Source organism: Agrobacterium sp. CCNWLW32, assembly GCF_037083425.1.
Taxonomy (GTDB): Bacteria; Pseudomonadota; Alphaproteobacteria; order Rhizobiales; family Rhizobiaceae; genus Agrobacterium; species Agrobacterium radiobacter.
Window position 1 is genome coordinate 573,666 of record NZ_JBAOJM010000002.1, and the last position, 19,029, is coordinate 592,694.

At 60.1% G+C, this 19,029-nt stretch carries 20 protein-coding genes; 18 read left to right on the forward strand and 2 right to left on the reverse strand.

Going from position 1 to position 19,029, the window contains the following annotated elements; translation table 11 throughout:
- Complete coding sequence (locus V6R85_RS06715; protein WP_060722762.1) at positions 1-1,845, reverse strand: extracellular solute-binding protein; 1,845 nt, start codon at positions 1,843-1,845, stop codon at positions 1-3.
- A 205-nt stretch (positions 1,846-2,050) separates the two neighbouring features.
- Between V6R85_RS06715 and mepA the strand changes: the two genes are divergently transcribed.
- From mepA to dapB, 4 genes are all read left to right on the forward strand, one after another.
- Complete coding sequence (gene mepA, locus V6R85_RS06720; protein ID WP_060722761.1) at positions 2,051-3,112, forward strand: penicillin-insensitive murein endopeptidase; 1,062 nt, start codon at positions 2,051-2,053, stop codon at positions 3,110-3,112.
- Positions 3,113-3,211: 99 nt separating this feature from the next.
- On the forward strand, positions 3,212-3,595 hold the full coding sequence (locus V6R85_RS06725) for a methylglyoxal synthase (protein WP_003507338.1): 384 nt from the start codon (positions 3,212-3,214) through the stop codon (positions 3,593-3,595).
- Positions 3,596-3,617: 22 nt separating this feature from the next.
- The gene (locus V6R85_RS06730) at positions 3,618-4,640 is read left to right on the forward strand and encodes a glucokinase (protein ID WP_003507337.1); all 1,023 of its coding nucleotides are present in this window, start codon (positions 3,618-3,620) and stop codon (positions 4,638-4,640) included.
- A gap of 125 nt (positions 4,641-4,765) precedes the next feature.
- Positions 4,766-5,593 carry a 4-hydroxy-tetrahydrodipicolinate reductase gene (dapB, locus tag V6R85_RS06735; RefSeq protein WP_060722760.1) on the forward strand — a complete coding sequence of 276 codons (828 nt, stop codon included), beginning with the start codon at positions 4,766-4,768 and terminating at the stop codon, positions 5,591-5,593.
- A 21-nt stretch (positions 5,594-5,614) separates the two neighbouring features.
- Here the strand turns inward: dapB and phnF are convergent, their stop codons facing one another.
- Positions 5,615-6,352: a phosphonate metabolism transcriptional regulator PhnF gene (gene phnF, locus V6R85_RS06740; protein WP_003507334.1), complete on the reverse strand. Its 738-nt coding sequence runs from the start codon at positions 6,350-6,352 to the stop codon at positions 5,615-5,617.
- Between the two features lie 82 nt (positions 6,353-6,434).
- Between phnF and phnG the strand changes: the two genes are divergently transcribed.
- From phnG to phnN, 14 genes are all read left to right on the forward strand, one after another.
- Positions 6,435-6,896, forward strand: a complete 462-nt coding sequence (gene phnG, locus V6R85_RS06745) for a phosphonate C-P lyase system protein PhnG (protein WP_035213085.1) — start codon at positions 6,435-6,437, stop codon at positions 6,894-6,896.
- Entirely contained in the window at positions 6,896-7,504 is a 609-nt protein-coding gene (phnH, locus tag V6R85_RS06750) for a phosphonate C-P lyase system protein PhnH (RefSeq protein ID WP_161973975.1), read from the forward strand. Before phnG ends, phnH begins: the two co-directional genes overlap by 1 nt.
- Before the next feature lies 1 nt (position 7,505).
- A complete protein-coding gene (locus tag V6R85_RS06755) occupies positions 7,506-8,615 on the forward strand; it encodes a carbon-phosphorus lyase complex subunit PhnI (RefSeq protein WP_080865717.1) in 1,110 nt (369 codons plus the stop codon).
- A 133-nt stretch (positions 8,616-8,748) separates the two neighbouring features.
- Positions 8,749-9,651, forward strand: coding sequence for an alpha-D-ribose 1-methylphosphonate 5-phosphate C-P-lyase PhnJ (locus V6R85_RS06760; RefSeq protein ID WP_003507325.1), 903 nt, complete (start codon positions 8,749-8,751; stop codon positions 9,649-9,651).
- The gene (gene phnK, locus V6R85_RS06765) at positions 9,648-10,424 is read left to right on the forward strand and encodes a phosphonate C-P lyase system protein PhnK (protein ID WP_003524419.1); all 777 of its coding nucleotides are present in this window, start codon (positions 9,648-9,650) and stop codon (positions 10,422-10,424) included. Before V6R85_RS06760 ends, phnK begins: the two co-directional genes overlap by 4 nt.
- A gap of 67 nt (positions 10,425-10,491) precedes the next feature.
- Positions 10,492-11,199: a phosphonate C-P lyase system protein PhnL gene (gene phnL / locus V6R85_RS06770; protein WP_080865716.1), complete on the forward strand. Its 708-nt coding sequence runs from the start codon at positions 10,492-10,494 to the stop codon at positions 11,197-11,199.
- The gene (locus V6R85_RS06775) at positions 11,196-11,813 is read left to right on the forward strand and encodes a transferase hexapeptide repeat family protein (RefSeq protein ID WP_003507319.1); all 618 of its coding nucleotides are present in this window, start codon (positions 11,196-11,198) and stop codon (positions 11,811-11,813) included. The genes phnL and V6R85_RS06775 overlap by 4 nt, the downstream gene beginning before the upstream one ends.
- Positions 11,814-12,050: 237 nt before the next feature.
- Positions 12,051-12,911: a phosphonate ABC transporter ATP-binding protein gene (phnC, locus tag V6R85_RS06780; protein WP_080865714.1), complete on the forward strand. Its 861-nt coding sequence runs from the start codon at positions 12,051-12,053 to the stop codon at positions 12,909-12,911.
- A gap of 85 nt (positions 12,912-12,996) precedes the next feature.
- Positions 12,997-13,902 (forward strand): phosphonate ABC transporter substrate-binding protein, encoded by a 906-nt coding sequence (gene phnD / locus V6R85_RS06785; protein ID WP_003507314.1) that lies wholly within the window; start codon positions 12,997-12,999, stop codon positions 13,900-13,902.
- A 70-nt stretch (positions 13,903-13,972) separates the two neighbouring features.
- Positions 13,973-14,959 carry a phosphonate ABC transporter, permease protein PhnE gene (gene phnE, locus V6R85_RS06790; RefSeq protein WP_003507313.1) on the forward strand — a complete coding sequence of 329 codons (987 nt, stop codon included), beginning with the start codon at positions 13,973-13,975 and terminating at the stop codon, positions 14,957-14,959.
- Positions 14,959-16,308, forward strand: a complete 1,350-nt coding sequence (gene phnE, locus V6R85_RS06795) for a phosphonate ABC transporter, permease protein PhnE (protein WP_003507311.1) — start codon at positions 14,959-14,961, stop codon at positions 16,306-16,308. Before phnE (V6R85_RS06790) ends, phnE (V6R85_RS06795) begins: the two co-directional genes overlap by 1 nt.
- A gap of 273 nt (positions 16,309-16,581) precedes the next feature.
- A complete protein-coding gene (locus V6R85_RS06800; protein ID WP_162266765.1) occupies positions 16,582-17,280 on the forward strand; it encodes a DUF1045 domain-containing protein in 699 nt (232 codons plus the stop codon).
- A complete protein-coding gene (locus V6R85_RS06805) occupies positions 17,277-18,413 on the forward strand; it encodes an alpha-D-ribose 1-methylphosphonate 5-triphosphate diphosphatase (RefSeq protein WP_003507308.1) in 1,137 nt (378 codons plus the stop codon). The genes V6R85_RS06800 and V6R85_RS06805 overlap by 4 nt, the downstream gene beginning before the upstream one ends.
- On the forward strand, positions 18,410-19,009 hold the full coding sequence (gene phnN, locus V6R85_RS06810; protein ID WP_003507307.1) for a phosphonate metabolism protein/1,5-bisphosphokinase (PRPP-forming) PhnN: 600 nt from the start codon (positions 18,410-18,412) through the stop codon (positions 19,007-19,009). The genes V6R85_RS06805 and phnN overlap by 4 nt, the downstream gene beginning before the upstream one ends.
- Positions 19,010-19,029 lie beyond the last annotated feature (20 nt).

A 19,029-nucleotide genomic window follows, 5' to 3' on the forward strand; every position in this document is an offset into this window, starting at 1 on the left:
TCAGTTTCCGGCCTGGCTGGACCACCATGCATCAGGAAAACCGACACCATATTCGGGCAGGTTTTCCGGGCGAATGAGCGTATTCCAGTAAGCGATGAACATCTCGCCGCGGTAGAATTGCGGTATGACGTAGCTGTTTGCCAGAAGCACCCGGTCGAGCGCCCGTGCCGCAGCCACCTGCTCATCCCGGTTGGGCGCGAATATGACCTTCCTGACCAACGCATCAACGGCCGGGTTCTTGATTCCGGCAATATTATTGGATCCCTGCCGATCGGCGGCGGCCGAGCCCCAGAAATCCGCCTGTTCGTTACCCGGGTTCGCCGAGGTCGCCCAGAGCTTGACGATCACGTCATAATCGAAACTGCGGGTGCGGTTGGTATATTGCGAGGCGTCGACCGTGCGGATCGTCGCGTTGATGCCGATCTTCTTCAGGTTCTGGACATAGGGCAGGATGGTTCTTTCCATGCCGGCGGAATCTATCAGAAACTCCATATCAAGCGGCTGTCCGCTCGCCGCATTGACCATGCGGTTGCCGCGCAGTTCGTAACCGGCCTCCTTCATCAGCTTGACCGCCTCGCGCAGATTGTCGCGCTGCTTGGCCGGATCACCGGCGACCGGGTTGCGATATTCTGTCGTGAAGACTTCCGGCGGAACCTGATCCTTCAGCTCCTGCAGAATTTCCAGCTCGCGACCGGTCGGCAGTCCGGAAGAGGCCAGTTCACTGCCCATGAAGAAGCTGTTGATGCGCTGGAATTGACCATAGGCCAGCGTCCGGTTCAGCTCCTCGAAATCGAAGGCGTAATTGAGCGCCTTGCGCAGTTTCGGGTTCTGGAACTTCTCCCTGCGCATGTTCGGCACGAAGGCCTGCATGATGCCGACGGAACGATAGATGTTCGGCAGCTCTTCCTTCTTGACGCGGCCCTCCTTGACGGCCGGAAAATCATAACCGGTGACCCAGCGGCTGGAGGAGGCTTCCTGCCGGAAATCGACGGTGCCGGACTTGAAGGCCTGAAAGTCCACATCCTGATCGGCAAAGAAGGTGTAGGCGATGGTTTTGAAATTATTCATCCCCACATTCACATTGACGTCCTTGCCCCAGTAGTCGTCGCGGCGTTCATAGGTGATTGTGGAGCCGGGAGAGACTGACGCAATCTTGTAGGGCCCCGAGCCCATGACCGGCTCGAGCGTGCCGCGCGAGATGTCGCGCGGCTTGCCGTCCGGACCGGCGGCCTCCCACCAGTGTTTGGGAACGATCAGCAATTGGCCGACGATCTGCGGCAATTCGCGATTGTTCTTTTCATCGAAAGTGAAGGTGATGTCCCTTTCGCCGCTCACCTCTGCCTTGGTGACATGGATGTAATAGGTCGCGAGCTGCGGGCTGAGGTCCTTCGCTTTTTCGAAGCTGAAGACGACATCCTCTGGCGTCACCGGCTTGCCATCAGCCCATTTGGCGTCCGCACGCAGCCGGAAGGTGGCCTTCGAAATATCGTCGGGATAGCTCACCCCCTCGGCCAGCAGGCCGTAGGAGGCAGACAGCTCCTCTTCCGTCGACTTCATCAATGTATCGAAAACCAGCGAAAGGCCCGTCGCCGCCTCACCCTTGGCGAGCAGCGGATTGAGCGTGTCGAAGGTGCCCGTCGTCGACAGACGAAGCGTGCCGCCTTTGGGTGCCTTGGTGTTCACATAGTCAAAATGATCGAAGCCATCGGGATGTTTCAGTTCCCCGACCGTCGAAATCCCCTTTCGCCATACATCGGCCGATTGTGCGGAGGCCGTCGCCGGTATCAGCAAGGCGGATGCCGCAAGGGCAATGAGGAGACGGGATTTCAGTGGTGCCAATATCATTGGGGGAATGTCCCTGTTTTCGTGTTTGTTGGAGAGAGCATAAAACAAAGATTGGCAAAAAACAGATGCACCGGCTCACAAGCTCTTTATCGGCGCCTTTATCTTCCCGGTTTGCGAGATGCGGGGCGAAACATGGTTTCAACAAAATCCCGTTCCAGTTTATCCTGAGGGGAAGAGAATCATCTGATCGGACGGGCACGACTATATGACGGCGGGATCATCGAGAGTTTTCAAGGCGGCCATGCTGGCGATTTCGGTCGTCTCCGCACTGCAGTTGCAGATGGAAACCGCATCGGCCGAGGACAGGCCCGCAAAAGAAGTGTTCGGCCATATGGCGCTGCCTTCCGCCACGGGCTCGCAGCCGATCGGCTCCTATGCCAAGGGCTGCCAGTCCGGCGCCATCGCCATGCCGACTGATGGTCCCGGCTGGCAGGCCATGCGCCTTTCCCGCAACCGGCGCTGGGGCCAACCACAGCTTATTTCTTTCCTCGAGCAATTTTCGCAGGACGCACAGAAGATCGGCTGGCCGGGATTGCTGCTCGGCGACATTTCCCAGCCGCGTGGCGGCCCGATGCTGACAGGCCATGCGTCGCACCAGATCGGCCTCGATGTCGATGTGTGGTGGCGACCCATGCCCACCCCCCGGCTGACCGTGGAGCAGCGCGAAACGGTGCCTTTCGTTTCCATGCTGGACAAGAGCAAGTTCCTGACGGTCGATGACCGCAAATGGTCGCCGCTCAATGCCCGGCTGGTGATGATGGCGGCAAGCTATCCGCAGGTGGAGCGCGTCTTCGTCAACCCGGCCATCAAGCAGAAACTCTGCCAGACCTGGACCGGCGACCGCACCTTCATGGGCAAGATCAGGCCGATCTATGGTCATGACGAGCATTTCCACATCCGCCTCGAATGCCCGCCCGGCGCGCCCAATTGCAAACCGCAGGCGGCCGTGGGCAAAGGTGACGGCTGCGACAAGTCGCTTGCCTGGTGGTTCAGCAAGGAACCATGGGCGCCGCCGAAAAAGGACCCCAATGCCAAGCCGGTGAAACCGCGTCCGGTCATGGTCTCCGACCTGCCTTCCGCCTGCGCTGCCGTGGCTGCGGCCCCTTCCGCCAACCGCCAGGGCATTGCCGCCCAGGCCTATTCTCCAGCGCCGGTTCAGGCCCCGGCCGCGCGCCAGCAAAGCGTGGAACAGGTCATTCAGGCCGCCCCCGCCCTGCAGCCGCCTTCGGATATTCCGCTTCCGACCCAGCGTCCGACATTGAACTGAAACAGAAATGAGGCATTCAACAGCTTCCCTTTTCAAATGGCGGCAAGCTGTTATAGAAGGCTTCAAATCGATTTAATTCTTTGAGGACAGGCTGGGACCATGGAAGGACAACGCTGTATCGCGCTCATCGCTCACGACGAGAAAAAGGACGATATGGCGGATTTCGCCCGTCATCACCAGAAGGCGCTTGCCGGTTTCAGGATCGTCGCCACCGGCACAACCGGCGGGCGGGTACAGGAAGCCTGTCCCGGACTTGAAGTCACTCGCCTCAAAAGCGGCCCCCTCGGCGGTGACCAGCAGATCGGCGCGATGATCGCGACAGGCGAAGTCGACATGCTGATCTTCTTCACCGATCCGCTGACAGCCATGCCGCACGATGTTGACGTGAAGGCGCTGACCCGGCTTGCCACGGTCTATGACATTCCCATGGCGCTCAACCGCGCCACCGCAGAAAACCTCATCGACTTCCACGTCGCCAATTGACACTCCGACAATGGAACAGGCAATGCCGAAGACGTCCGATACCGAATATCTGTCCTTTCCGATCCTTCTTGGCGACATCGGCGGTACCAACGCCCGCTTTTCCATTCTGATCGATTCCTTTGCGGAACCGGTGCACCTCACCACCGTGAAGACGGCGGAATATCCGACGATCGACGACGCCATCCAGCAGGCGGTTCTGGACAAGACCTCGCTTCAGCCGGTCTCGACCATTCTTGCGATTGCCGGCCCGATCGAAGGTGACGAGATTCCGCTCACCAACTGCCATTGGGTTGTCAAACCGAAGGACATGCTGGCCAATCTCGGCCTGAAGGACGTCATCGTCATCAATGACTTTGAAGCGCAGGCTCTCGCGATTGCAGCACTGGACGACGATAACCGCGACGCCATCGGCTCCGGCAAAAAAGATGTGCTGGCTTCGCGCGTCGTTCTTGGGCCAGGCACAGGGCTTGGTGTTGCCGGACTGGTTTATGCCCGCCATATGTGGTTTCCGGTGCCTGGCGAAGGCGGGCATATCGATATCGGCCCGAGAAGCGCGCGCGACTATGCGGTTTTCCCGCATATCGAAACCATCGAAGGCCGCGTCGCCGGCGAACAGATCCTCTGCGGGCGTGGGCTGGTCAATCTTTACCGTGCCGTCTGCAAAGCCGATGGCATCGAACCCGTCTTTTCCGATCCGGCCGACATCACCTCGCACGGGCTTTCGGGCAAGAACCCGCAGGCTAAAGAAACACTTTCGCTGTTCAGCACCTATCTCGGCCGGGTGGCAGGCGATCTCGCGCTGATCTTCATGGCCAAGGGCGGCGTCTATCTGGCCGGCGGCATTTCGCAGAAGATCGTTCCGGCGCTGAAAAGCCCGGAGTTCCGGGCCGCCTTCGAGGACAAGGCGCCGCACAGCGCGCTGATGCGGACCATCCCGACCTTCGTCGTCACCCATCCGCAGGCCGCCCTTTCCGGTCTCGCCACCTATTCAAGAACGCCATCCGATTTCGGCCTGTCGCTGGACGGGCGACGCTGGAGAGCCTGATCGCTCGGGCTGTTCTTATGTGATGCTTGCGAAGCGGGCGGACGGTCTTTAACGTCGCTGCGTAAACATCCAACATCCGATACCGGCGGGTTCCGATCCGCCCGACATGAAAAGTGAGTGACAGCATGGGCAGCAGCGGCATGAAACTTGTGGTGGTCGGCGCGGCGGGCCGCATGGGACAGGCGCTCATCCGCCTCATTCACCAGACCCCTGGCGTTCAGCTGCATGCCGCCGTCGCACGCGAAGGCTCCGCTTTTGTCGGCCGCGACGCCGGTGAGATCGCCGGTCTTGGCCCGATCGGCGTCGAGATCACCAGCGATCCTTTGCAAGCCTTCCTGCATGCGGAAGGGGTGATTGATTTCACCTCTCCGGCAACCAGCGTCACCTTTGCGGGCCTCGCCGCGCAGGCTCGCATCGTGCACGTCATCGGAACCACGGGCTGTTCATCGGAAGATGAGGAAAAATTCAAGGCGGCGTCGCGCCATGCCCGCATCGTCAAGTCGGGCAATATGAGCCTCGGCGTCAACCTGCTCAGCGTTTTGACGCAGCAGGCGGCGCAGGCGCTGGATGCGCAGAACTGGGATATCGAAATCCTTGAAATGCACCACAAGCACAAGGTGGATGCGCCTTCGGGTACTGCATTGCTGCTCGGCGAAGCAGCAGCGGCCGGTCGCAAGGTTGATCTCGCGGCCTCTTCCGTTCGCGTGCGCGACGGGCATACAGGCGCGCGTGAGACCGGCACCATCGGTTTCGCCACGCTGCGCGGCGGTTCCGTAATTGGCGAACATTCGGTGATCTTCGCCGGAGAGGGAGAGCGCGTGGAGCTTTCCCATTATGCCGGCGACCGCTCCATCTTCGCACGCGGGGCAATTGTGGCAGCGCTCTGGGCCTTCGACAAGAAGCCGGGCTTCTATTCGATGCTCGATGTGCTGGGCCTATCGCAGACGGAATAAGCTTCCGCCGCGGCTTTCACCTCAATTTTCCACCGTGAATTCGACCGTATCGGCCGAAAAACGGCTGATGGCGTATTGCACCGGCACGCCATCCATATCGGCGTTCAGCGCCTGGGTGACGAGCAGGATCGCGCCCGGCGACAATTCGAGATCGGCCAGATCCTGCGTATCCGCATGGCTGGCGGAGATGACGGTGGAAATGCGCACGTAATCCGCCACGCCGAGCATCTGGAAAGCGGCCGTGATCGAGCCGCTTTTCTGATAGGCCTCGCCTATTCCGGCAAAACGGTCGGCCGGGAACCATGTGGTCGAGCGGGATACAGGGCGGTTATCCGCCTTGCGCAGCGTTTCGAGGCGCACGAGAGGCGCGCCTGATGGCACTTGCAGTCGCGCCGCCAGATCGGCATTGGCCGGCTCGGTGGTATGGGACAGAAGCAGCGCCTCCATTTCCTTCACCTGATCGCCAATGCCCTCCGTAAATCGCGTGCGCCGTGAAATCGGAAAACTCAGGCGCTCCTTGCGGGCGATCATCGTGCCACGCCCCTGCATCGGCTCGAGAATGCCTTCACTGGCCAATGCGGCAATGGCGCTTCTCACAGTATGGCGGTTGACGCCGAATTTTTCAGCCAGCGCCATTTCCGGCGGCAACATGCCGGTTTCGTCGTGATCGCCTGCCGCGATCTCGCCTCTGATCCGGTCGGCGATCTGCCGCCAGAGCGCCACGCCGTTCTTTCTTTTCATCGCTGCCGCAGGGCTCATGTCACACGCTTGTCATTCATCGACGTTAATTGTAGCTTATATTGTATAGTTGTCTATATCAATAGACATTAGAGGTCAAGCGATGAATAACGAAGCTGCGAATATACATGCGGAGAGAAAGCGAGTGGCGGCCCTTCTTGCCCGCGCCACCGTTCAGGAACTCGAAACGGTGTGGAGCCGGCAGGACGCCAGCCCCCAGACGGAAAATGTGCGCGGACCGGAAACCGGCCTCGTCATGGTCAAGGGCCGTATCGGCGGCGGCGGGGCACCTTTTAATCTCGGCGAAACCACCGTTACCCGGGCAACGATCAAGCTCGCATCCGGCACCGTCGGCCATGCCCATGTTCTCGGCACCGGCCGCAAGAAGGCCTGGTATGCCGCCGTCTTCGACGCCCTCTGGCAGGAAAGCCCGACACGGGACTTTATCGAGACCGAGCTTCTTTCCCCGGTCGAAAAAAGGCTGACCGCGGAAAAACAGCGCACGACCAAGGAAACTGCCGCCACCCGGGTCGATTTCTTCACCATGGTTCGAGGAGAGGATTGATGAGCGTCAAGGCCGAAGCACTGACCGGCGGTTTTTCTGACGCCGTCTTCGATTCCCAACGGATTTTCAAAAAGCTGATGGACGGCATGGCCCGTCCGGGCACACCGCAGACCATCGAGACGGCGGCCGCCCCGCCGCTACCGCTTGGCGTTGCAACCGGCGCGGTTCTGCTGGCGCTTTGCGACCATGATACGCCGGTCTGGCTGAGCGGCCCGCTGCGCAAAACCGCGGTGCCGGGCTGGATCGGATTTCACACCGGGGCAGTGGCAACGGAAGAAAAAACCGCGGCACATTTCGCCGTCATCGAGGCGGGAAGCGCCATTGCCTCCTTCGGCCTCTTCGCCCAGGGCAGCCAGGAATATCCCGACCGCTCCACAACGCTTATCGTCGAGTTGCCTGATCTGGACGGTGGACGGGAACTGCTGCTCTCTGGCCCCGGCATTCGCCACGTCAACATCATCAGCCCCACCGGCCTGCCGGACATATTCCCGAGGCTGTGGGCGGAAAACAATGCCGCTTTCCCGCGCGGCGTCGACGTCATCCTGACATCCGCCGACCGATTTGTCTGCCTGCCGCGCACGACGCGCATCAAACCCGTGGAGGCATAAGATGTATGTTGCTGTCAAAGGCGGAGAGACCGCCATCGCCAACGCCCACCGGCTTCTGGCCGACAAGCGGCGCGGAGACCGCGACCTGCCCGCGATGACCGTTGCGCAGATCGTTTCGCAGCTTTCGCTCGCCGTCGACCGTGTAATGGCGGAAGCGTCCCTTTATGATCAGTCGCTTGCGGCGCTTGCCGTCAAGCAGGCCCGCGGCGACATGATCGAAGCCATCTTCCTGCTGCGCGCCTACCGCACCACGCTACCGCGTTTCGGTTATTCGGTTCCGGTGGACACCGCCGGCATGACGGTCCAGCGCCGCGTTTCCGCAACCTACAAGGATTTGCCCGGCGGACAATTGCTGGGGCCGACCTTCGATTATACCCATCGCCTGCTTGACCCCACTCTTTTGGAAGACGAAGCCGTCGAGACCGCCACCCAGCGGGAAGGCGAGCCTGATTATGTCATGCGCGTTTCCGACATTCTGGCCGAGGAGGGGCTGATCGAAAGCGACGGCGATATGCCTGATGATCATATTGCCGGCGACCTGACGCGGGAGCCGATGGAATTTCCGATGGCGCGTGACCAGCGTCTGCAATCGCTGGCGCGCGGTGATGAGGGCTTCCTTCTCGCACTCGCCTATTCGACGCAACGCGGTTACGGCCGCACGCATCCCTTCGTCGGCGAAATCCGCATCGGCGAGGTGGAGATCGAACTCGACGTGCCGGAACTCGGCTTCTCCGTTTCGCTCGGCGACATCCAGGTCACCGAATGCCAGATGGTGAACCAGTTCAAGGGCTCGGCCAAGGCACCGCCGCAATTCACCCGCGGTTACGGTCTGGTGTTCGGCCAGAGCGAGCGCAAGGCGATGGCCATGTCGCTGGTCGACCGGGCGCTGCGGGCGGGCGAATTCGGCGAGGATGTCGTCGCCCCCGCGCAGGACGAGGAATTTGTCATCTCACATGCCGACAACGTGCAGGCGACAGGCTTCGTCGAACATCTGAAATTGCCGCACTACGTGGATTTTCAGGCCGAACTCGGTCTGGTCAGGAAAATGCGTGCCGATTTCGAGGCGATCAACGCCGATGGCGCGGAGTGGATGGGCGATGCGGCCGAATAGCTCAGCGGCTGCCCTGCTCACCAAACCAAAGGGCGCAAAAGACGGTCGATGCTGCAAAGACAGCAAAGAACACGGCTGCAAGAATTCCAATCTCCATGAGCTTGTACTCCTTTTTTCACAAGGCTAACGCGCAATGCTTAAAGAAGTTTCATTTGACGACGGGCTGGCCGCCTACAACTTCGCCTATCTGGACGAACAGACCAAGCGGATGATCCGCCGGGCGATCCTGAAAGCCATCGCCATTCCCGGTTATCAGGTCCCCTTCGCTTCCCGCGAAATGCCCATGCCCTATGGCTGGGGCACCGGCGGCGTGCAGCTGACCGCCTCCATCCTCGGTCCCGACGATGTACTCAAGGTCATCGACCAGGGCGCCGACGATACCACCAACGCCGTCTCCATTCGCGCCTTCTTCCAGAAGGTGGCGAATGTTGCCGTCACCACCCGCACGAAGGATGCGACCATCATCCAGACGCGGCACCGTATTCCGGAAGAGGAGCTGCATTCGGGCCAGGTCCTGGTCTATCAGGTTCCGATCCCCGAGCCCTTGCGCTTCCTGGAGCCACGCGAGACCGAAACCCGCGTCATGCACGCGCTGGAAGAATATGGCCTGATGCATGTCAAGCTTTACGAGGACATCGCCCGCAACGGTCGCATCTCCACCACCTACGCCTATCCGGTGAAGGTTGCCGGGCGTTATGTTATGGATCCATCCCCGACCCCTAAATTCGATAATCCGAAAATGCATCTCTCGGACGCATTGCAGCTGTTCGGCGCCGGGCGCGAAAAACGCATCTATGCCGTGCCGCCCTATACGGACGTCGTCAGCCTCGATTTCGAGGACCATCCGTTCGAGATCCAGCGCTTTGACAAGCCCTGCGCGCTGTGCGGTGGCGAGAATGTCTATCTGGACGAGGTGGTGCTGGACGACAAGGGCGGGCGGATGTTCGTCTGCTCTGATACCGACCATTGCGAGGACCGCCGCGCCCATGGCCACAAGGGCCATCTGCTGGCGGATGTGAAGGAGGCCGCAGAATGAGCGACGCACCGCTTTTGAAAGTCAGGGACGTTTCCAAATATTATGGCGACCGCGCCGGTTGCCGCAACGTCTCCTTTGAGCTTTATCCCGGCGAGGTTCTGGCAATCGTCGGCGAATCCGGCTCCGGCAAAACCACGCTTCTCAACTGCATTTCCACCCGTCTCATGCCAACGGCGGGCAGTGTGGAATATCGCATGCGCGACGGTTCGGTGCGTGACCTCTATCATATGGGTGAGGCCGAACGGCGCTTCCTAATGCGGACGGACTGGGGTTTCGTGCACCAGAACCCCGCAGATGGGCTGCGCATGGCGGTTTCCGCCGGCGCCAATGTCGGCGAGCGGCTGATGGCTGTCGGCAACAGGCATTATGGCAATATAAGGCAATCGGCCAGCGAATGGCTGGAGCGGGTGGAAATCGGCACCGACCGTATCGACGACCAGCCCCGCGCCTTCTCGGGTGGGATGCGCCAGCGCCTGCAGATTGCCCGCAACCTCGTCACCTCGCCGCGCCTCGTCTTCATGGATGAGCCGACCGGTGGCCTCGATGTCTCCGTGCAGGCGCGTCTGCTCGATCTGGTCCGCGGCCTCGTCAATGATCTCGGTCTCGCCGTTGTCGTCGTCACCCATGATCTCGCAGTCGCGCGGCTGCTGTCTCACCGCATGATGGTGATGAAGGGCGGTGATGTCATCGAGCACGGCCTGACCGACCGCGTGCTGGACGATCCACGCGAGCCCTACACGCAACTGCTTGTTTCCTCCATTTTGCAGGTCTAGCCGCGTGATTCCGAAAAGTGGTCCCCGGTTTTCGGATAAAATCACGCGCAGGAAGAAAGAACCCACCATGACGACGCCTCTCATCGTTTCGGAAGTCTTCAAAAGCTTCACCATGCATCTTCGCGACGGCATCGAGCTGCCTGTCGTCCGCGACGTCAATTTCTCAGTCTGCAGCGGCGAATGTGTCGTACTCGGCGGTCCTTCGGGCATCGGCAAAAGCTCGATCCTGAAAATGCTCTACGGCAATTACGCCATCGACAGCGGGCAGATTCTCATCCGCCATGAGGGTGAGGTCGTCGATATCGGCAATGCCTCCCCGCGCAAGATCCTCGATATCCGCCACCGCACCATCGGTTATGTCAGCCAGTTCCTGCGCACCGTGCCGCGTGTCGCGGCCATCGACGTGGTTGCCGAGCCGCTTCTGGCGCGCAAGGTTGCCACTGAGGATGCGCGCGAACAGGCGGCGGCATTGCTTTCGAAGCTCAATCTGCCACGGGAACTATGGTCGCTGCCGCCGGCAACCTTTTCAGGCGGTGAGCAGCAGCGCGTCAACATCGCGCGCGGTTTCATCACCGATCATGCAATCCTGCTTCTCGATGAGCCGACGGCTTCGCTCGACACCACCAACCGGCGCGTTGTGGTGGACATGATCCGGGAGAAAAAAGAAAAAGGCACGGCGCTGCTCGGCATCTTCCATGATGAGGAAGTGCGCGAAGCCGTGGCCGACCGAATTCTCGACGTTTCGCAATTCTCCCCCCGGAAGGCCGCAGCATGAGCGTGAAAGTCGGTCTCGAACCCGTCATCCACGAAAGCGCACGCGTCACCAATTCCTCGATCGGCCGCTACACCGAAATCTCGGAACGCTGCCGCATCGAGGAAGTCGAGATGGGCGATTACTCCTATGTCATGCAGGATGGTGCGATATGGTGCGCCACCATCGGCAAATTCGTCAATATCGCCGCTTCCGTCCGGATCAACGCTACCAATCACCCGATGCAGCGGGCGACGCTGCATCATTTCACCTATCGCGCTCACAGCTATTGGGACGACGCCGAGGATGAAACGGACTTCTTTGCCGCCCGCCGCGCCAAACGCGTGGTGATCGGCCACGATGTCTGGATCGGCCATGGCGCAACGATCCTGCCCGGCGTCACAGTTGGGAACGGCGCGGTGATCGGGGCGGGTGCGGTCGTCTCGAAAGACGTTGCGCCCTATACCATTGTCGGCGGCGTACCCGCACGGCTGATCCGGGAACGCTTCCCGACGGAGCTGGGCCGGCAAATGGATGATCTGAAGTGGTGGGATTGGGATCACGGAACATTGCGCGTCGCTCTCGACGATTTCCGCAACCTGGATGCCAAGGATTTCGTTGCAAAATATGGTGGGTGAAATCTCACCTCTGGCAAGGCAAGTGCAAATCCCGGGGCGAAACCCCGGGATTTTTGTCGATACACTCTAAAATGCCGGCGAATTTCAACGCCCTGACATGCCTCTCGAGAGCTTCGTCGGCGAACAGGTGGACGCCAAGCCCGGGGAAATCTGTAATATTTTATTCATCAAACTGACATCCCCACTTCACGCGCCGCTGTTACGTCGAACCCCGTCAAAAGAAGATTGGACGGGGAAATGAGCTTTCACCTGAAGCAAGTCACGCGCCGTTTCGGCAAGCACACTGCGGTCGATTCCGTTGATGTCGAGATACCGCAAGGTCAGATGGTCGGCGTGATCGGACGCTCGGGTGCGGGAAAATCGACGCTGCTGCGCATGATCAACCGCCTCGTTGACCCCTCCTCGGGTTCCATTCATTTCAACGACACGGAAGTTTCGGCGTTGAGGGGCGCGGCGCTCCGCAACTGGCAGCGCGACTGCGCCATGATCTTCCAGCAGTTCAATCTGGTGCCGCGCCTTGACGTGCTGACCAATGTCATGCTCGGCCGCCTCAATCACCGTTCGACGGCGCTCAGCCTTTTCAACATCTTCACCCATGAAGAGCGGCTGATGGCGATCGCCGCGCTGGAGCGACTGGGCATCGAACATGTGGCCATGCAGGCGGCGGGCACGCTTTCCGGCGGCCAGCAGCAGCGTGTCGCCATTGCGCGTGCGCTGATGCAGTCTCCGAAGATGGTGCTGGCCGATGAGCCGATTGCTTCGCTCGATCCGCTGAACGCCAAGATCGTCATGGACGCGCTGCGCGACATCAATGAGCGCGAAGGCATCACCGTCATCACCAACCTGCATACGCTGGATACGGCGCGCAATTATTGCGAACGTATCATCGGCATGTCGCAGGGCCGCGTCGTCTTTGATGGCACGCCGGCTGACCTGACGGCTGCGGCGGTCGCGGAAATCTACGGCACCGATTCACACGGAGCCGGCATCGACGAGACCATGACCTCAACCAGCATCAATATTCCCGGCGCGCAGCTTCCCGCCCGTCCGGTACAGCAATCTGCCGGTCCCGAACCGCTGGCTCTCGCCGGGCTCTGAGGAACCGCTCAGCATCGTTTGCGCCCGCGTCAAGGGCCGGTATTTCAAAACAAACTCCGGCTCGCCGGGAAACAGGAGAAAGTCCATGTTGAAGAAAGTCCTTCTTTCGGCAGTCGCCCTTGGCGTTCTGGCCGGTTCCGCCATGGCTCAGGACGTCAAGGTTCTGCGCATCGGTCTCGACGGTTCCGAAAACGAAGCCGACATGATCCGCAGCACGAAATGCGTTGCCGATGGCCTGAAGGCCGCGACCGGCGTTTCCGAAGTTCAGGTTTTCCCGTCGCCGGACTATAACGGCGTCATTCAGGGCCTGCTCGGCGGCACCATCGACATCGCCTCCATGGGCGCTTCCTCCTACGCCAAGATCGCGCTCGCAGACCCCAAGGCCGTCGATCCGATCCTGACCTATACGGGTTCTGACGGTTCCAGCGGTTATTACACCATCATGGTTGCCCGCAAGGACAGCGGCATCAAGAAGCTTGCAGACGCCAAGGGCAAGAAGATCGGTTTCGCCGACCCAGATTCCACTTCTGGCTTCCTCGTTCCGAACGTCGCCATCCCGAAGGAAACCGGCACGCCGATCAAGGAATTTTTCGCTGAAACCGGCTTCGGCGGCGGCCATGAGAACCTCGTTCTCGCCGTTCTCGACAAGAAGTTCGACGTTGGCACCACCTTCGGTTCGGGCGTTGGCAAGTGGGAAGAAGGCTACTCGGGCGGCAACCTTCACCAGATGGTGAAGAAGGGCAACCTCGACATGGACGATATCGTCGAAGTCTGGAAGTCGCCGCTGATCCCGAACGGCCCGCTGATGGTCGCCAACAAGCTCGGCGACAGCATGAAGAAGAAGGTCGAAGACTTCTTCATGGAACTGCCCAAGAAGGACCTCGCCTGCTTCCAGGGTTACACGCAGGGCAAGAACACCGCTTACATCAAGGTTGATCCGTCCTTCTACCAGACGATCGTCGACGCCCGTAAGTCCGTTATCGGCGGCTGATCCTGACCCACCGTTCCGAAAGCGGCGGTGCCTTGCGGCATCGCCGTTTTTGCCAATAAAGGAAAGCGGCATGGCGACCACACTGCACCATGGTATCCTCACGCCCGAGGGATTGAGCGCATCGTCCCAGACGGTCATGCGCCACTATCAACAGCAGCTTGCGACGCGGCGGATTTATACTGCCATTTCGCTCGTGATCTTTCTCGTCATCCTCGCCGCCTCGCTGAATTTCGCCAATGCGGCCAATTCAGGCAAGTTCTTCGAGCGCCTGCCGTATTTTTTCGATTTCATGAAAACCTTTGTGCCCGATAGTCCGATGGAAATCGTCCGGGCGATGTTCGACCTGCCGTCGCCCTATGACAACGGCTCGATGAAATATAATTATATTGCGGATCGTGTTTACATCACCGACAGTTTCTACATACCGCATTTCATCTACCAGCTGATCATTACCCTCAACATCGCACTCGTCTCGACCATCATCGGTACAGGCTTCGCCTTCGTGCTCTGCTTCTTCGCCTCCACCAACCTCGTCGGCGCCGGCCTCGTGCGCTGGGTGGTGCGCCGGGTGATGGAAGTGCTGCGCGCCTTTCCGGAAATCGTCGTTGCCGGGCTGCTCACCGCCATCCTGTCGATCGGTCCGATCGCGGCGATCATCGCGATTTCGGTCCACACGATCGGTGCGCTAGGCAAGCTCTTCTTCGAAGTGGTGGAAAATGCCGACATGAAGCCGGATGAAGGTCTGCGCGCCGCCGGCGCCAACTGGCTGGAGCGGGTGCGTTTCGCCATCGTGCCGCAGGTTCTGCCCAATTTCGTTTCCTACGCCTTGCTGCGCGCCGAAATCAACGTACGCGCCTCCACCATCATCGGTGCGGTCGGCGGCGGCGGCATCGGTGAGGTCTTTCGGCTGTCGATTGGCAACGATCATGCGTCGAAAACCTATGCCATCATCATCCTTCTGCTGATCACCATCATCGCCGTAGACCAGTTTTCCAGCTGGCTGCGCCGCAGGCTGATCGGCCAGCAATCCTTCGAATTCGGACGGGGAGCGGCCTGATGTCGTCCAGCTTCATTCTCAACACCGCCGACCGCGAAAGATTGACGGCTGCACATCCGCAGGTGTTCAACCGCAGTTTCATGCAGCGATATGGTCTGCTCGTCGGCCTTCTCGCCGTCACTGCCTATCTCATCGGCTGCTTTTTCTTTTTCAATGTCGGTCCGGCTTTCATGCAGGGCCGCTGGGATCGCGCCTCGAGCTATATTCAGGACTGGTACTCCTGGCGCGCCCAGCCACGCCTTCGTTTCGAAGACGGCAAGGTTCAGCCGCAATGGTCGAGCCGCGGTCAATATCCGACAAATGCAAAGATCGACTGGCTGCAGCCTTTGCCGGATGGCGGCTATAGCGTCGTTTATGCGGGCTCGGACAACCGCCTCGACGTGACGCCGACACGGGTGGATGTTTATGTCGACGGCAAGAGCTACCCTGTTGTCATCAACGACGATGCAGCGGTCGCACCACAGGGCCTGCCCGACGAAATCCAGCAGGACGGCAAGAAGGTCCTCGTGCATTACGGTTTTGCTGGTCAGGCGGAAATCCGCGCCAGCCAGGTCTATGTGCAGCGCCGCTTCCTCGGATGGGCGAACTTCCTGTTCGACACCAAATCGGAATTCTGGGGCAAGGGTTATGGCGAACTCGCCGCTCTCGCACTGTGGGGAGAGAGGCTCGATCCCGAGCGCTCCAATATCGGCCACATGGTCGATGATTTCCTCGACAACAGCGTCTGGCAACATGCCGATATTCTTTCCAAGCTGATGCAGACGCTGGTCATGGCCTTTGTCGGCACGCTGTTCGGTACAGTCGTCGCCCTGCCGCTCGCCTTTATCGCCGCGCGCAACATTACCGCCAACAAGGCCGCAAACTGGGGCATGAAGCGCCTGTTCGACTTCCTGCGCTCGATCGACATGCTGATCTGGGCGCTGTTCTTCACTCGCAGTTTCGGCCCCGGACCGATCCCCGGCATTGCCGCGATCTTCTTCACCGATACAGGAGCGTTGGGCAAGGTCTATGCTGAGGCGCTGGAGAATGTCGATGACAAGCAGCGCGAGGGCGTCAAATCGGTCGGCGCATCCCCGATTGCCGTCAATCGTTTCGGTGTGCTGCCGCAGGTTCTGCCGGTCTTCATTTCGCAATCGCTTTATTTCTGGGAAAGCAACACGCGCTCCGCCACCATCATCGGTGCGGTGGGTGCGGGCGGCATTGGTCTTAAACTACTGGAAGCGATGGGCACCAATGCCGACTGGGACAAGGTCGCCTATATGGTTCTGCTTATCCTCCTGGTCGTTTTCCTGTTCGACCATATCTCTAACTCACTGCGTTCGCGCCTGATCGGCAAAACACAGCACTGAGCTTTGATGGGGTGGGATGACGAAAGTCGCAACGACGTTCGTCATCCCATCAGGACACTCGCGCAGTCCTTATTTCTGCCAGCCGCACCGCCTCGTCAGGTCCTTCTGTGTCTTCGGCATATTCTGAAGATTTGCCGCATTTCGAATGCGCTTTTTTCCTTCCGCATCATCATTCTGTCACGGAAACCGATTACCTCGCACTCCTGACCTTGCGGGAAGCGGGCGAGTCACGCCAAATAGCTTCTCATCCCTGGTTTCCCATGACACTGAAGAGTGCTTGCCGTGCGCTACGCCATCTATTTTTCTCCGGCTAAAGATCATCCGTTGACCGAGGCAGCGTCACGATGGCTGGGCCGCAATGCATTTTCCGGCACATTGCATGACGACCACGACGACTATGCCGAGATGACGGAGGAGCCTCGCCGCTACGGTTTCCACGCGACGCTGAAGGCTCCTTTCGAACTTGCCGAAAAATACAGCGAAGCGGAGCTGCTCTCGGCGTTTGAAGATTTCGCAGCCAGCCAGTCCGTCTTCGAGATTCCGCGCGTCGTTGTCGGTGCGCTAGGGCCTTTTTACGCACTGGTCCCCGACCGCATCTATCAGCCGCTGCAGGATTTTGCCGCCGAGATCGTCGACCATTTCGACCGGTTTCGTGCACCCCTCTCGGAGACCGATATTGCCCGTCGGCGGCCACAGATGCTGACGGAAAGCCAGCGGCAAAATCTGTCGCTCTGGGGTTATCCGCATGTCATGGATGATTTTCGTTTTCACATGACGCTGACCGGCCGCATCGATGAAACCGAACAGCCCGCCATGCAAGAGGTGCTTTCGGCGCGGTTTTCCGAATTCGTTGACAAGCCTCTCACTATTTCCGGCCTCGCTTTGTTCATTGAAGAAACGCGCGGCGCACCCTTTACCGTTCATAGCTGGCACCCCCTTGGCCAGCCACCAAAGAAAGATGCGAACCCATGACCGAGCACGCCCTTTCCAATGCCCGTATCGTTCTGGAAGACGATATTATTCTGGGATCCGTCCTGATCCGTGACGGCAAGATTGCCGATATCAGCGAGGGCGCTTCCAAAACCGGCGAAGACCTTGAAGGTGACTTTCTGATCCCCGGTCTGGTGGAACTGCATACCGACCATCTGGAACAGCATTATTCGCCGCGTCCCGGCGTGATCTGGGACAAGATTGCCGCCATTCAGGCGCATGACGCGCAGGTGGCCGCCTCCGGCATCACCACCGTGTTCGACTGCCTGCGGCTTGGTTCGGATGAGGATGGCGGCTTCGAGAAGGGCGAAATGCGGGAGATGGCTGACGCCATCGAGGCGGCAGCCGATCAGAACCGCCTGCGCGCAGACCACCTGCTGCATCTGCGCTGCGAAGTGGCGTCCGCCGACGTACTGGACCATTTCGAAGACTTCGAAACGGATCCGCGCGTACGGCTGATTTCGTTGATGGACCACTCCCCGGGTCAGCGCCAGTTCCAGTCCATGGATCAGTATATCTTCTATTATCAGAAGAAGCGCGGATTGAGCGACGAGGCTTTCGCCGAATTCGTGCGGCGCCGGCAGGCCGCGTCAGCGGAATATTCCACCAAGCACCGCGATTATCTGGCCGCCCGCTGCGCCGAACGCGGCATCACCGTTGCGAGCCATGACGACGCCACCGAAGCACATGTAGGCGAAGCGATCGGCCACGGCGTGAAGCTGGCGGAATTCCCGACCAGCGTCGAAGCCGCAAAAGCCTCACACAGCGCCGGCATGAGCGTACTGATGGGTGCGCCGAACATCGTTCGCGGCAAGTCCCATTCCGGCAATATCGCCGCCCGCGATCTCGCCGAGATCGGCGTGCTGGATGTTCTTTCTTCCGACTACGTGCCGTTCAGCCTGCTCTTCGCACCGTTCCTGCTTGCCGACCAGGTGGAAGCCATCACCCTGCCGGAAGCGCTGCGCATGGTCACCGCCACGCCCGCCCGGACTGTTGGCCTACTTGATCGCGGTCGTATTGCGACGGGATTGCGGGCCGATCTGGTCCGGGTTCACCGCGAGGATGGCGTGCCGGTCGCCCGTTCCGTCTGGCGTCAGGGCAAGCGCGTGGCATGACCGACGATGGGCATGATAGCCGGCGCGAACAATCGCCCGGTACGATGATCGTGGTTGTCGGCCCGAGCGGGGCCGGCAAGGACACGCTGATGGATTATGCGGCGACCCAGCTTTCCGGCCGGCCGGGTTTCCACTTCACGCGTCGCGTCATTACCCGCAGCGGCGACGCGGGCGGTGAAAATCACGATGCCGTTTCGATGCACGAATTCAACCGCCTGAAAGATGCAGGCGCCTTCGCGGTTTCCTGGGAGGCACATGGGCTGAAATACGGCATTCCAGCTGCCGTCTATCATCATCTCGACGCGGGAGACGTGGTCATCGCCAACGGGTCACGTTCCGCCCTGCCCCATTTCGGCACCGCCTTTTCCCGTCTCAAGGTCGTGAACATCGTCGCACAGCCGGACGTGCTGGCAAGGCGGCTGGAGCAGCGCGGACGGGAAAGCCGGGAAGATATTCTCCGACGGCTGGAACGCAGTTCCCTGACGGTCGTCGGCGACTTCGACGTGACGACCGTCGATAATAGCGGCGCAATCGAAGACGCCGGCAAAACCATCCTGCGGCTATTGCAGCAGAGTGTCGGCTCCAGCCGTACTTAGAATCCCGCAGCCGGGCTGCT